The organism is Corallibacter sp. (assembly GCF_048381695.1).
GTDB lineage: Bacteria > Bacteroidota > Bacteroidia > Flavobacteriales > Flavobacteriaceae > Corallibacter > Corallibacter vietnamensis.
Genome location: NZ_JBLXHI010000016.1, coordinates 1 through 13,224, shown reverse-complemented (window position 1 = coordinate 13,224; position 13,224 = coordinate 1). Strand labels below are relative to the sequence as shown.

The following is a 13,224-nucleotide window of genomic DNA, read 5'->3' as shown; positions in this document are numbered from 1 at the left end:
GAATAAGTTGCTAAAACAGGCCTTTGCTATTGCAAAAAGCGGATTGCCTTATGATGAAAACTATGTTTCAAAATTAGCTTAAAGTTGCTTGTTTTTTAACTCAGTTCTTTGTTGTGTGTAGTCTTTTTTATTCGGATTTGTCCTTTTTCCAATAGATGTCTGCTATGTCAAATGTTCTTTTTTCTTTATTTAGTTCGTATTTTATTGAGTTTCCTATAAGACAATTTTTGTTTTCACTTTCGTTCAATAACCAAGAGGAAATTAAAATTTTATTCTTGTCGTTAAAATTATAATTATAAGTCAATTGATTTTCTTCAAGTAATTCGATACAATCGGTTGATTTATTTAAAAGTAGTTTGTTGTCAAATTCACTGAACCAATTGACCATTTTGGTTGGTGTTAGTTTACCGTTTTTGAAGTTAAATGTTTGAATATCATTTCCGTCTCCAACAATATCGTTTGTGACAACAAAATAATCGTTTTCATTAAATTCATAGATTGATAATGTCCAAAATCCATCAACAACTTGAATTCCTATTGTATTTGGTTTAATATATTTTATATTATTATACATTTGAGTTGAGTCAATTATGAAATTATTTTTTTCGATAAATTCTACAGTTCTCTCTCTGTCTTTTTTGCTCCATTCCCAACTGTCCATTGTGCTTTCAGGTAGTAATGTTAAAATATTTAGAAGTTTTTTATTCTTTAAATAATTAATTTGAATTGTATCTCTGTATTTAACTTTTTCTTCTAATTCATATGTTGGTTCCGTATCTGAAGTTTCGTTATTTTTCTGTTCAACTAATTTTGATTTTTGCTTGACTTCTGAATTGCAAGAAAAGATTACAATTGATAGAATTAAAAATATGATTGTTTTATAGTTCGTCATTTTTTTTTTAGATTACACACAACGGTGTAAGCTATGATTTCGGCGTGGAAAATGTAGGAGACTTTTCCGCTGTTGAAATCAAGCTGGTTAAAAATACAATAAACTTTTTATTAAGCGAAAAGCCACGCTGAATTATAGGTATTGTTGGCAAATCGGTTTTTTTATCCGAATAATAATTTTGCTCGTTCATTTCCAATTTTATTCAATTTCGATTCTGTTTGTTTGTAATTCAACTCGTTAAACATTGTTTTTAATTCAGATAAGTTACTTTCAAACAATTCACTTTCTTGCTCTAAATTCAATCGTTTTGATAAATCATATTTTCCAAATTTTGAATTTTCTCCGTTTGATTTATTATTCCGATTAAAATAAGCATTTATCAAATCGAAATCATAATAATGTTTTGAGAAGATTGATGAAATTCGTGTTTCAATTATCCCTCTGTCATTAATAATTTCAAAGTTCAGCCAATTACTTTTAAATCGATAAACTCCACCCATTCCTCTAATATCAGATTCTGTCAATTCAAATCCGTTCTTATTCAGAATATCGATATAATATTTGTTCAGACTATTATCTAAATATCCTTTAATTCCCATTTTATCATTCTGATTACGTTTTCCTTAACTGTTTGCCAACTGTCTTGTGTATGATTTCGTTGCGTGTTTAAGCACTAAAGTTAGCAAATAAATCACGGATAGAAAGTCCGCGAGGACTTTCGTAAGTAAGCCTTTACTAGCAATGAATTATACACATTGTTGGCAGTAGTATTTTATCCAATTCCAATGTCAAAATCTGTACTTTATATTTAATAGCAAATATCTCGGTATTATTCTAAAATTCGTTTCGTTCCGTTGGTATTCCGATATGAACACGTCCTTAAATTCGGTAATGTTCGATAAATTGTTGGCAGATAATATATAAGAAAATCGACTTTTTTCTGGATTATAATTCAAATTAGCATTAGTAAACCAATAATCGTTACTATTTATTGCATAGTAGTTGTTTTCCAGTTTAAGGAACCATTGGCTAGATAGTTTTAATGTAGCATCTAATTTACCTTCTAGGTAGTCATTTGTTGATATTTGGTTGTCGAATTCTCCTTTAGAATAATTGTACTGAAAAGCATATTTAAAATTCACAGGAAGTTTAAAATAAGTTGTACCCTGAATTCTATAATTTGCATTATAATTTATAACTTTACTTATATTATTGTTTATTATTATCGGATTATTTGACCAAGATTGCTGAGTACTAACTTTTAAAGTACTTGAAAACGCTTTTAAGTATTTAGTTATACTTAAATTGTAGTTAGTCAATTTACTGCCTCCGATGATTTGATATTGATTAAAATTGGTCTGTTCGGTAATTTGACTATTCACACCATAACTTTTATCGGAAAAGCTGTGGAATAAAAAAGAATTGATTAAAAACTGTTTTTTATAATTGTTAAATGTGTAAAAAAATCCAAAACTGTGGTTATTTATTTGTTGTATGTCATCGGTCCCTCTATTAAACGTTCTGTAATTTTTTAAAATAAAACTTTCGGTTAAGTATCGAGCCTGTGGTAAATTGTTTTGGTAGCTATAACTTACACCAAAATTTCCAACTTTTGTTTTTTTAGTATTAAACCTGATTTTTGGATTGACAAAAAATAATTGCTTTTCAGTATCATTAACATTTAGATAATTTTGTGAAATGTTTAATGAACTACTTATTTTAAATAATCTTGAAATGTCATAATTGTATTTCCCTGTAATTTCGAGTCTGGAATTTTTATACTTTGTATTGTTTGATAGTGTATCAATGGGTGATTGGTTATCAAATATAAAGTTGCTCTCAATATTATCATTATCTACGGTTGCAGAAAATTCTAATCCATATTCCGATTTTGAGCTTTTTGTAATAATTTCTGATGTTATTCCATAATAGTTTAGTGGTGTATTACTGTTTTGATTGATTGTAGAATTTTCATTGTTGTTAAAAATACTACTAAAAATATTTGGTTGAATTGTGTAATCTTGTTCCGTATTGTTAATACCCAAATAACCATAAGCTAACAGAAGTGTATTTTTTGTTATCTTTTTTGTAATATTCAAATGGTTAAAGAAGTTGTGTTTTTTATCTTTTTGTATTTGTAATATATTATCATCATTAAAAACTAAATTTCCACTTGTTTCAGTTGGATTATTCTCAAAAGTAAAGTCATACGTTATGTAGGTCTCGTTATTTGCGTAATGTTTTAGTTCAAATTCTGTTGCAAATGACAAATCTTGGATACTTATTTTATTTTTCTCTATAAATGAAATAGTTTCAGGCGCTATAAAATATTGTATTAGATTATTGTTTTGTTTATCTATTTCATCATAAGTTAAATAGGTTAAATTCCTTAATTTAGTCTGTTTTGAAAGATTAGTTACAAAACTTAAAGAATTTAAAAACGAGTTGTTAAAAACATCCTCATTATTCGAGAAATTAGAAGATGAAAGGTTGTCAATATTTACAAGTTTATTATTTGTTTTTTCATTTTTTTTATTGGTATCAAAACCATTAAAGTTTATTTCTCCTGTATTTTTAACTTGCAAAAGTGCTGTTTTGCCAATACTATTTAAATTAGTAAGATTAAAAAGTTTGACTTTCTTTTTTAGTAAACCAATATTGGCTGTTGAATTATAGCGGTTATCAGTTCCATAACCTAAATCTAAATTCCCAAACCAAACATTCTTTTTATCCTCTTTGAGTTTTAGGTTTAATGCCACTTTTTCTGATTCTTGAAAATTCTTGATAACAGGATTATCCTCAAAATTATTTAGAACTTCAACTTCGTCAATATAACTAGCATCTAGATTTTTAGTAAGCAATTTGTACTTGTCATCAAAAAGGTTGTCGCCCTCAATGAGTAGTTTATCTATGACTTTACCGTTAACCTTAATATTACCATCAGAAGTCACTTGTATTCCGGGAATATTTTTCAGCAAGTCCTCAACTACACGTTCCGAACCGTCTTTAAAAGCAGCGACCTTGTAAGTTATAGTGTCTCGTTTTACTTTTATTTTCTCCCAAGACTCTAAAACAACTTCGTTTAGCAGCTCTGATTTTTCTTTTAGAACGAAATCAATTGGCATATTTGACTTTTCTTTTATAGAAACTATCTTTTCTTGTTGTTCATAGCCTAGACTATTGGCAACAATTTTTACAGTTGAAATTAAAGTATCTTTGTTTTCAAAACTAATTTGGAATTTTCCTTTAGAGTCGGTGTAGGTATAGGCAACTATTTTGTTACCTTGATAAACTACAACTGTTCCGTTCTGGATAGGTTTATTATTGATTGAGGATAAACTACCATAAAGAATATTCTCTTGTGAGAATAAATAATTGATGAATAGCATATGTATCAATAACATATAGAACTTCATCATTTATTTATTTTTCTTCATCAAATATTTCTATATATGAATTTCCCATTGAGTTTTTGCTGTCATCAGAAATTCCACTATCAATACCTTCCGTTATCATTCTTCCATTTTCAACAGCAGCTTCATAAGCTCTTCTAAGCCACTTTTTATATTCTAAAAATGAAATCCATTGTTTAGCTTCTGTTTTAGGGTCTGGCTTATTGATTTCTATTTTTGATTCTAAAGGATACTTTATAGATTTAAAGTAAAAATACACTTCTTTATTTGTGTCATATGCTTCTAATATCAAGCCAGGAAGCCCTTGTATTTTCCACGGTCCATATGGTAGCGGTATAGATGTTGTAAACCAAGCAGTATAAATCCTACCTCTAAACTCTCCAATTGCTTTTAAACATTCAAAGTCACCAATGCTTTTTTTCTCTTCCAATATTTCCCAGTTAATTGTTGGGGTTTCTTCTTTAACATAGTTAAAACCAATATCTCTCGACAACATTTCTTTATTTTCATTATCTATATAATATTGAAAACCTCTAGAATTAGAGATTTTAGACATTAAAAAAATTTTATCTTTATCCCCTTGTTCTACTACTACATCTTTATTAATATGTCCTCCTTCTAATGAGTCTTTAGCATATGTGTAAATAGAAGATTTGTTGCTAAATACCAAATTAGCATTATAATCTATCCCTATAGGGGCACCCATTCCAGTACTTTTCTTATGACCATAATTTATTATACCCTTTTGATTTTGCGAATGTAGATTTAAAGTTAATAATAAAATGGTAATTATCGATAGAAGTCTCATTTTAGTCTTTTTTTAAAAGCGATTCTGAATTTAATGTAATTTTTAAATATGAAGAATTTAATTGCCGCAAGAAGCATTTAGTTGTTGCCACATAGCAGTAATATGCTCATTGCATAATCTGCCAATATATACATAATCATACACGCCATCACCATTGCAATCTTTGCTAATAACTTGAATTGAGGAACCTTCTTCGCAAATTCCATCATCGATATTGTCTGTTTCTGAAGATGCTTTAATTTCTTCATTTTCATTTGTAAAGGCAAAGCTAACAAATGAACATAGTAAAATAAGAAATAATTTTTTTTATAATTTTTGGTTTTTAAATTAATAGTGTATTAAGAACCGCTTTTTTAATTTATGTATAAATGTCCGACATTTAATTTATAATTGCAAATGATTGGCATTCAGTTTTTAATATTACTGCCAACGTGTTTGTGTATGGCTCGTTGCGGGAAATCCGCGAGGATTTTCCGCCGTAGAACGAAGATAGCAAATTGCAATGAATTCCGATTAGGAATTCAGCCGCAATGAGCTATACACGTTGTTGTAGCACGTTTTTATTTATTTCATTTTAATTAAAAATCGCTTTTCCAATAACTAAAACTACTACTGCAATTAGTATTATTCCAGCTACTATAATTTGAAACCTCATATAGTTAGATATCGTATCCCAAAAAGAGTTTTTTTTCATTTCAATATTTTATTCCGATTTAATATCATCTTCAGTTCCAAATTTTCCGTCAGAGCCAGCAGATGTGATTAAAAATCCGTTTCCATTATCTATAATCTTAAATTCATATTCTCGATTCCAAGCGTCTTTTTTCCAATCTTGTCTTAAAGGACTATTTCCGATTAATTCATTCAATTCCGTTGGGTATTGTCCGAGATTTTCATTCCAATTTTCCATTCTGTCACTCATTTCAGATATTTCCTTTTTTGTTTTTTCTGGAAAAACTGACGTTCTTTGATATGTAAAAAATAGAATAGCACTTAAACTTCCAACGACCAAAAAAGCAATTACCATTAAAGCACTCGGTTGCATAAAATATTTTTGAATCGGTCTTTTAATTCCGTCTTCTTTTTCTTTTTTAGTTATTCGTTTTTGATGTTTATAATCTTCACGAATGAGTCCAAATTCAGCTAAAGTCGAAAGTATTAATTCTATCATTTAGTTCGTTTCTCAAATGTGCTACAACGGTTTTGTGTATGAGTTAGTTGCGTGGTTTGGCAACTAAGTTAGCAAACATTTAGGAACCCGTGAAAATTCCGCAGGAATTTTCGCAAGTAGGCAAGAACCTAGCAATTAATTATACACGGTGTTACCCAACGTTTTTTATTATTTGTTCAATTTCACAATTTGTTTTAATACCTTTTCCTTTCTCTGTAAACTCATATAAAAGAGGTTTTGTTGAAGTATTCTCAATATATTTATTATCAACTAATAAATTTAAATATTTTCTTATTTCCTCATTCTTATAGCCAGTTGATTGAGCAACTTCTTTTATAGAAAACCATATATGTTCAATGGGTTCTACACAATTATCTGAGTGAAGCCACAGTTCTTTTAAAAGTCGTTTGAGTGGTTTCAATAAATATGTTTGTTGTATTCCGCTTTTTATTTTTTCAATCCAATTTTTGTCAGTCGGTTCAACAATAATTGCTTTAAAATTAAATCTTTCACTCTCAATTCCAACACCTTTTAAATCGTCAATATGTAAGTCAAAATCAAATGCTGGTGGAAATTTAGATGAGTTAATATTCCGAGATTTTAAAACTTTCCGATTTTCTTTTTCGTTTACAATTCGGCTGACTTTTATTCCATAATATTTTAAAGTCAATCTTATTTTTGTTTTAGTTCTATATGATGTTGTATAAATATGAACTTTGTGACCTTGATTTTGCAAATCAGAAATCAATTCACGTGTGCCTTTTCGCATTTCCTCAATTCCGAACAGTTTTGCAATTCCGTTTCTGTTTTCAGTTTCAAATTCCTTTCCGTTTGGAATTAATGTGCTGTCAAGGTCAAAACTTATATTCATTTATTTATCGTCAAATATTGTTTTCGATTCGATTCCGTGATTTTTTGTCAAATGTTGGGTAACGTGTTTGTGTATGATTTCGTTGCGTGTTTAAGCACTAAAGTTAGCAAATAAATCACAGATAGAAAGTCCTCGAGGACTTTCGTAAGTAGGCTATAACTAGCAATGAATTATACACGGTGTTACCTGCTGGCTTTTATTGTTTTCAATTCGTATTTATTCATTCCGCAATGTGAATTCAAAACCTTAAATTCTTCATCGCCACGTTTTGTCAAATATTTAATAAACTTCTTTTCGTAATCATTCCAAGTTCCGCCAATTGGTGTTTCTCGGCAAGTCTTGACTAGACTAAATATCTGTCTTCCTGATTGCACAATCATTCCACCAGGTTTTGCTCCGATATTAAGTGCTTTAACACGTTGAACAAATTCCTTTTGAGCTAATTGATATTCCGGTAGATTCTCTTTAGAAGTCATTTTAATCAACGCAAATGTCTTTAGAGCATTAATTTCACTATGATAAGTAGCAACAAAAAGAGTAAAATGTTCGTAATAATTAGGTTCAGAATTTTTCGGATAGTTCTTGTTAGAGTAAGCTTCTATTTTCTGTAATCCGACGTTATGAAAAATTTGAGTGTGTACTGGCTTTTCTAAATCAGCGATTTCAAAAGTATGTTTTCTTAAATTCTCTTTTAATATGTCTTTTGCAAAAAGTTCAGCAGATATTGAGTAGTCAGTATCTAATTCCGACTCTGTGTTTAGTTCAGTTTTGGATTCGATAATTGGCTCCGAAATCTGTTCAGGTTTTTGCTTTTCAGTATTCTCATTACAAGAGCAAATAAGCAAAGTCATTAGTGCTAGTATGTTGTTTCGGATTCTCATTTTTAGCTTGCAGGTAACGTGTTTGTATATGGTTTGTTGCGTGGTTTAGCACGTAATTTAGCAAATAAAAACCGAATAGAAAATCCGCGAGGATTATCGTAAGTAGGCTAGAACCAGCAATAAATTATATACGGTGTTGTGCGTTCGTTTTTATTTTTCGGTCAATTTCATCCAATTCCTCAATCGTGTGAAATCCATCATCTCCTTTTTTCGTTAATTTCGTTTTTATTTTTCCAGCAGACCAGAATATAAAATCCAATTTTTTCATTTCAGACAACTTATTGTCTTTAAAAACTTGGTCAAAAAGTCCAATTGTTTCTGGTAAAAGATTTTGGTTAATTATTTGCTCGTAACCATTTTGAATTTTGTCAAGTTGGCCTAAATACTTATCCAATTTAATTTCAAATTCCGATTGATATGGTCTTGACATAGAAAACATTTTAGCAACTTCACTGTCGTAAATCGGCATTAAGTCGTCGATTGTATTAAGCATCTTTGTTACAAATGAAAACTGCAATGTGTTTTGTCCTTTTCTGTTCGGAAACGAGTAAAGTCTGCGTAATACTTTTTCAAAGTCAAATTGTTTTTCGTTCCGATTTTGTTCTAATATTTTAAAATACTCTTTTTTAAATTCAGGCGTAAGTCCAGCGTTGTCAATTCTGTAAAAACTCCTAAAAACAAATTGGAATAAGTAATTTTCATTAACATTCGATTTTCTAAATTCGGTTTTTAGAAAATTATAAACATCGATACTTTCTTGGTCAATATTTTCAATTATTTCAGTCGAATTGTTTTCAATCCAGTCAGTTATTTCTCGTGTTTTTTTCATTATTTTTTACTGAATTTTCAATTTTAGTACGATTTTTCTTAAATGACGCACAACGAGTTTGTGTATGATTAGTGGCGTGTTTAAGCACCTAATTTAGCAAATACAAACTAAATAGAAAATCCGTGAGGATTTTCGTAAGTAAGCTAGAACTAGCCATTAATTATACACGGTGTTACCCAACGTTTTTTTATTCAGATTATTAATTTTTTCAATTTTTCCTCAATTGTTTTTTCGTTAGATTTCTCAAAAGTTAGTTCCGCAATATTTGTTATTCCGATTTTTTTATTCGGTTACTGAACTCCAGTTTTCTCCAGTTTTTATTCTATGAATTTGCATATCAGATACTCCAAAGCGTTTTGCAATCATACTCATTCTATTCTTACTATTTTTTAATTGGCGTTTTATAATTTTTACTTTTCCTTCGTTCAATTTACCAATATTTTTGCTCCGTTTTTTAACAATTTCGTTCCAATTCGGGTGATTAAATTGATGAAGTTCCTTTTCTCTTTTAGTTGCCCATTTTAGGTTTTCTATTCGGTTGTCAGTTTTGTCATAGTTCAAGTGAATAACACAAATTCCGTTATTTTTTTCAAGAAAATGTTCCGCAACAAGTTTATGAACGTATCTGCTTGTTTGTTTTCCATTCTTTTTTTGTTTTACAGGTAAATTTTGGTATCCGTTTATGAAATATTTTTTTACAATAAATTCCTTCTCTGTTTTGCAGTTTATTATTCGACCATAATTTGATATTTTAAATTTCTCTTTTTCGGAAATTTTATCATCAAATTTTATCTCTTTCCATTCTTCATTCCAATAATTTCGTATCATTCTCTATGTTTGTCTTAAATGTTGGGTAACGTGTTTGTGTATGGTTAGTTGCGTGGTTAGGCAACTAAATTAGCAAACTTTTACGGACCAGAGAAAATTCCGCAGGAATTTTCGCAAGTAAGCACGTAAAAAGCAATTAATTATACACGGTGTTGTAAGCAGTTTTTTATTTTTCAACTCGGTTTTCAAATGATATTTCACTGTATTTAGGATTGTTTTCAGAGTAGGTGACTTTGAATTTATCTCCGACATTTACTTTTTCTAATTCAGTTTTATTCAGTTTTTCAGTTCCGCTATATTTTTGTCCGTCAATTTCATAATAATAGTTTATGTAATAACCTCGACTTATTATACTGTATTTTTTATCAATTGTTCCTATAGTAATTTCAGAAACTTTTTCAAGTTCATTTTTTTTAGAATAATGGCTATAAATTCCATAAGTCAAAACGCATAAACAAATCAGAGTGAGAATCAGAAACGGTTTCTTTCCACTTTTATTTTTTCTATTCAATTTGCTGAATTTTTTATCTTGTTTGGTTGTTTTCAAATTGCTTACAACGGTTTTGTATATGGCTCGTAGCGTGTAAATTAGCGATAACTATTCGGTTGAGCACGAGCCGAATTTTTTAATTTTCTTATTACCTTTTTTTTCAATAAGCCAAATTAAAAAATTTGGCGGACTTCGCAAATATGCCTGAACTTCCGATTAAGCAACTGACTAGCTATGAGCTATATACGTTGTTGTAGGCAGTTATTATATCCTTTTCCATACAATGAAACGGATATTCTCTTTCTGGAAAATTGACATTGCCACGTATAAAATAGTTTCGTTTCTTGTAGAATTCAATCACTCTAATATTTTGGCTATAAGCATCTAATCTTATCGAAGTATAATTATTTTCTTTCGCAAAATTTTCGGCAAATTCCATCAGTTTTTGTGCGTATCCTTTTTTCTGATATTTTGGGTCAATTACAAGTCTATGAATTACTAATACTTTTGAATTGTCAAATTCCCATTTAATTAATTCATATTCAGTTTCTTGTTCTTCACTTATGTTAATTGCTCCAATAATTTTTCCATTGTTTTTTAATGTATAAAGAACATCTTTTTTTAAATCATTCTCAATGATTGAGATTGTTGGGTAATTATCTGTCCATTGATAAATTCCATTATTTTCTAAATCGATTTTACCATTTAGATAAATTTGAAATAATTTTTCTAAATTAGAAAGCTGTCCTTTTTCTATTTTCGATTGGTCAATTTTAACTAATTCAGTCTCTGTGTCATAAATTAGGATTCCTTCATTTTCGCTGTCAAGTTGTTCAATTAATTCTCCTTTTTTGTTCCAGATTGCACTTTGACCAACACTCAAAAAGTTGTCGCAATAACCAACACTATTAGACATTAAAATAGGTGTGTTAAATTCTTTGGCGATTTTTGGAAAGTGTCTAAATGCTTTTTCAATTCCGCCTTTTGGTTTTGCAACACTTGCAATGTAAATGTCAGCACCTTTTTGATTAGTATTTATAAAGTGTTCACGTTGTAGAGTTTCATAGCAAATACCAACAGCTAGTTTTATTCCCTTAATGTTTAGAATTACTTGGTTTTTTCCACAAATAAAATAAGGTAGTTCGTCTGAATGTAGCATTTGCTTGGAATAAACAACTCTTTTTTCATTCGGTTGAAAAACCAGCATACTTATATTTATTCCATCACTTGCTTTTGTCGGCATTCCAATTCCAATAGTTATTTTGTTTTTATCAGATAATTCTTGAAATTGATTGAAAATTTCGTTTTCTACGTCAGTAGCTAATTCTTTGGCTAAATCTGGTTCGTAATTTGTTATTGATAGTTCAGGAAATATTATTATTTCAGAATTTGATTTGATTGCACTTTCAACTATTCGCAAATGATTCTGAATGTTCTCTTGAACTTTTCCTTTTTCAGATTTTGTTTGTGCAATGCAAATTTTCATTTCTTTAATACGTTTTGTTTTTTAATTGCCTACAACGTGTTTGGCTATGGTTTCGTTGCGTGAAAATCCGCGAGGATTTTCCGCCGTGAACCAAAGATAGCAAAAGTGCGAGGAATTTCCGATAGGAAATTCCGCCGCAATGAACTATAGCCGGTGTTGTAAAACGTTATTTTTTAATTCGGCCATTTTGGGTTTTCTCCAGATTCATCATATAAAAATCCAAATTCTATGTCAGTCACGACTCCATATTCCACGTTGAGAGTTGTCCAAATTTTCTCGTTGAAATATGAGTCGAACGTAAAATAATGCTCTTTGCTCCAATGATTCTTATCAATTCCATAGGATTTGAAAACTTCGTTAATATCGATTCCAATTATTGGCTGTCCGTTAATTTTAATTTCTGGATTAGCAGTTCTTAAATAACCTAATTTACTGTCAAATTCGTTATAGAAAGTCAATTTCATTTTTAGTTTGTCATACTGATAAACACGATTTTTATCTTCATCGTCTTCGTCAATCAATATTTGATTCGGTTCACCAATTAAATCCAATATTTGATTCTCGGTAAATCCGAACTTGATATCACTAATTCCTATTCCAGGTTTGATTTTCATAATGTTTTACAACGGTTTTGTATATGATACGTTGCGTGTATAAGTCACTAATTTAGCAAAAAAAACCGAATAGAATATTCCGCAGGAATATTCGTAAGTAGAATTGAACTAGCAATGAATTATATACCTTGTTGTGCAACGTTTTTTATTCAGTTTCTAATTGTTTATGTGAACCATCGCAATTAGGTTTTCGTTTCGATAATCCGCAAGTACAATCATTTAAACCATATCCATCTTTAATTCTTTCCATATTTTTCTCAATTCGAGATATTTTTGTTTTGGATTGCTTTGGTTTGTCAAAATGTAAAAGATAGCCACGCTGACGTCCAGCAGTCAAATTATTAAACGCTTTTTCAAAATCGGCATTTTCGGAAAATATTTGTTCCAGCTCTATTGGTACATTAAAATCAGAAATTTTTTTCTTTTCAACTTTCTTTCCTGATTTTTCAATTCCGATTGCTTCTCGAATGTATTTTTTTATAGTCGGTTCGAGTTCTTCAATTTCGGGCAAATCAGTAAATCGTATTTGTCTTGCTGATTGTACGTTTTCAGTTTGTTGTACTAAAATATTTTCAGGGTCTTTGAGTAATGCTCCTTTATGAAATAAAATAGCACAGTAATCTTTAAACTCGTGAATTAAAACTATATTTTTTCCATTGTCAGTATAGCAAGGATGCATCCATTTAAATTCTTCCTTTAATCCGCAATCAAGGATAATTTCACGAAGTTTTTTCAATTCCGACTTCCATTTTTCAAGTCCGTTTAGATATTTATTTATTTCTTCGTTCATTGGTTTTTGAGGTTGCTCTTAAATGTTGCACAACGTGTTTGTATATGGTTTGTTGCGTGGTTTAAGCACTAAATTTAGCAAATAAAAACCGAATAGAAAATCCGCGAGGATTTTCGTAAGTAGGCTAGAACCAGCAATAAATTATATACGG

The 13,224-nt window shown here is 29.7% G+C and carries 13 protein-coding genes; all 13 read right to left on the bottom strand.

All coding sequences use genetic code 11. The features are described from left to right. Positions 1-127 precede the first annotated feature (127 nt). Positions 128-892, bottom strand: coding sequence for a hypothetical protein (locus tag ACN5J3_RS13620; protein WP_418512097.1), 765 nt, complete (start codon positions 890-892; stop codon positions 128-130). Between the two features lie 161 nt (positions 893-1,053). Then, positions 1,054-1,491 carry a hypothetical protein gene (locus tag ACN5J3_RS13615; RefSeq protein WP_418512096.1) on the bottom strand — a complete coding sequence of 146 codons (438 nt, stop codon included), beginning with the start codon at positions 1,489-1,491 and terminating at the stop codon, positions 1,054-1,056. Between the two features lie 189 nt (positions 1,492-1,680). Then, positions 1,681-4,311 (bottom strand): carboxypeptidase-like regulatory domain-containing protein, encoded by a 2,631-nt coding sequence (locus tag ACN5J3_RS13610; protein ID WP_418512095.1) that lies wholly within the window; start codon positions 4,309-4,311, stop codon positions 1,681-1,683. 4 nt (positions 4,312-4,315) lie between these two features. Then, the gene (locus tag ACN5J3_RS13605; RefSeq protein ID WP_418512094.1) at positions 4,316-5,113 is read right to left on the bottom strand and encodes a GLPGLI family protein; all 798 of its coding nucleotides are present in this window, start codon (positions 5,111-5,113) and stop codon (positions 4,316-4,318) included. 703 nt (positions 5,114-5,816) lie between these two features. Then, the gene (locus ACN5J3_RS13600; RefSeq protein ID WP_036119885.1) at positions 5,817-6,284 is read right to left on the bottom strand and encodes a type II secretion system protein GspG; all 468 of its coding nucleotides are present in this window, start codon (positions 6,282-6,284) and stop codon (positions 5,817-5,819) included. A 151-nt stretch (positions 6,285-6,435) separates the two neighbouring features. Continuing rightward, complete coding sequence (locus ACN5J3_RS13595; protein ID WP_418512093.1) at positions 6,436-7,155, bottom strand: hypothetical protein; 720 nt, start codon at positions 7,153-7,155, stop codon at positions 6,436-6,438. Between the two features lie 182 nt (positions 7,156-7,337). After that, positions 7,338-8,036, bottom strand: a complete 699-nt coding sequence (locus ACN5J3_RS13590; RefSeq protein WP_418512092.1) for a hypothetical protein — start codon at positions 8,034-8,036, stop codon at positions 7,338-7,340. A gap of 124 nt (positions 8,037-8,160) precedes the next feature. After that, positions 8,161-8,865 (bottom strand): hypothetical protein, encoded by a 705-nt coding sequence (locus ACN5J3_RS13585; RefSeq protein WP_418512091.1) that lies wholly within the window; start codon positions 8,863-8,865, stop codon positions 8,161-8,163. Between the two features lie 282 nt (positions 8,866-9,147). Continuing rightward, on the bottom strand, positions 9,148-9,693 hold the full coding sequence (locus ACN5J3_RS13580; RefSeq protein ID WP_418512090.1) for an HNH endonuclease: 546 nt from the start codon (positions 9,691-9,693) through the stop codon (positions 9,148-9,150). A gap of 166 nt (positions 9,694-9,859) precedes the next feature. Further along, positions 9,860-10,240 carry a DUF3592 domain-containing protein gene (locus tag ACN5J3_RS13575; RefSeq protein ID WP_418512088.1) on the bottom strand — a complete coding sequence of 127 codons (381 nt, stop codon included), beginning with the start codon at positions 10,238-10,240 and terminating at the stop codon, positions 9,860-9,862. Positions 10,241-10,415: 175 nt separating this feature from the next. Then, entirely contained in the window at positions 10,416-11,669 is a 1,254-nt protein-coding gene (locus ACN5J3_RS13570) for a GNAT family N-acetyltransferase (RefSeq protein WP_347175554.1), read from the bottom strand. 173 nt (positions 11,670-11,842) lie between these two features. Continuing rightward, positions 11,843-12,190: a hypothetical protein gene (locus ACN5J3_RS13565; protein WP_418512087.1), complete on the bottom strand. Its 348-nt coding sequence runs from the start codon at positions 12,188-12,190 to the stop codon at positions 11,843-11,845. Positions 12,191-12,428: 238 nt separating this feature from the next. Next, the gene (locus ACN5J3_RS13560; RefSeq protein ID WP_271856432.1) at positions 12,429-13,073 is read right to left on the bottom strand and encodes a DUF1801 domain-containing protein; all 645 of its coding nucleotides are present in this window, start codon (positions 13,071-13,073) and stop codon (positions 12,429-12,431) included. Positions 13,074-13,224: the final 151 nt, after the last annotated feature.

Bases quoted from the DNA above. Each gene is read 5' to 3' on its own strand.
- ACN5J3_RS13585 (WP_418512091.1), bottom strand. From the start codon at position 8,865: ATGAAAAAAACACGAGAAATAACTGACTGGATTGAAAACAATTCGACT.
- ACN5J3_RS13580 (WP_418512090.1), bottom strand. From the start codon at position 9,693: ATGATACGAAATTATTGGAATGAAGAATGGAAAGAGATAAAATTTGAT.
- ACN5J3_RS13560 (WP_271856432.1), bottom strand. From the start codon at position 13,073: ATGAACGAAGAAATAAATAAATATCTAAACGGACTTGAAAAATGGAAG.
- ACN5J3_RS13610 (WP_418512095.1), bottom strand. From the start codon at position 4,311: ATGATGAAGTTCTATATGTTATTGATACATATGCTATTCATCAATTAT.
- ACN5J3_RS13620 (WP_418512097.1), bottom strand. From the start codon at position 892: ATGACGAACTATAAAACAATCATATTTTTAATTCTATCAATTGTAATC.
- ACN5J3_RS13590 (WP_418512092.1), bottom strand. From the start codon at position 8,036: ATGAGAATCCGAAACAACATACTAGCACTAATGACTTTGCTTATTTGC.
- ACN5J3_RS13600 (WP_036119885.1), bottom strand. From the start codon at position 6,284: ATGATAGAATTAATACTTTCGACTTTAGCTGAATTTGGACTCATTCGT.
- ACN5J3_RS13570 (WP_347175554.1), bottom strand. From the start codon at position 11,669: ATGAAAATTTGCATTGCACAAACAAAATCTGAAAAAGGAAAAGTTCAA.
- ACN5J3_RS13605 (WP_418512094.1), bottom strand. From the start codon at position 5,113: ATGAGACTTCTATCGATAATTACCATTTTATTATTAACTTTAAATCTA.
- ACN5J3_RS13615 (WP_418512096.1), bottom strand. From the start codon at position 1,491: ATGGGAATTAAAGGATATTTAGATAATAGTCTGAACAAATATTATATC.
- ACN5J3_RS13595 (WP_418512093.1), bottom strand. From the start codon at position 7,155: ATGAATATAAGTTTTGACCTTGACAGCACATTAATTCCAAACGGAAAG.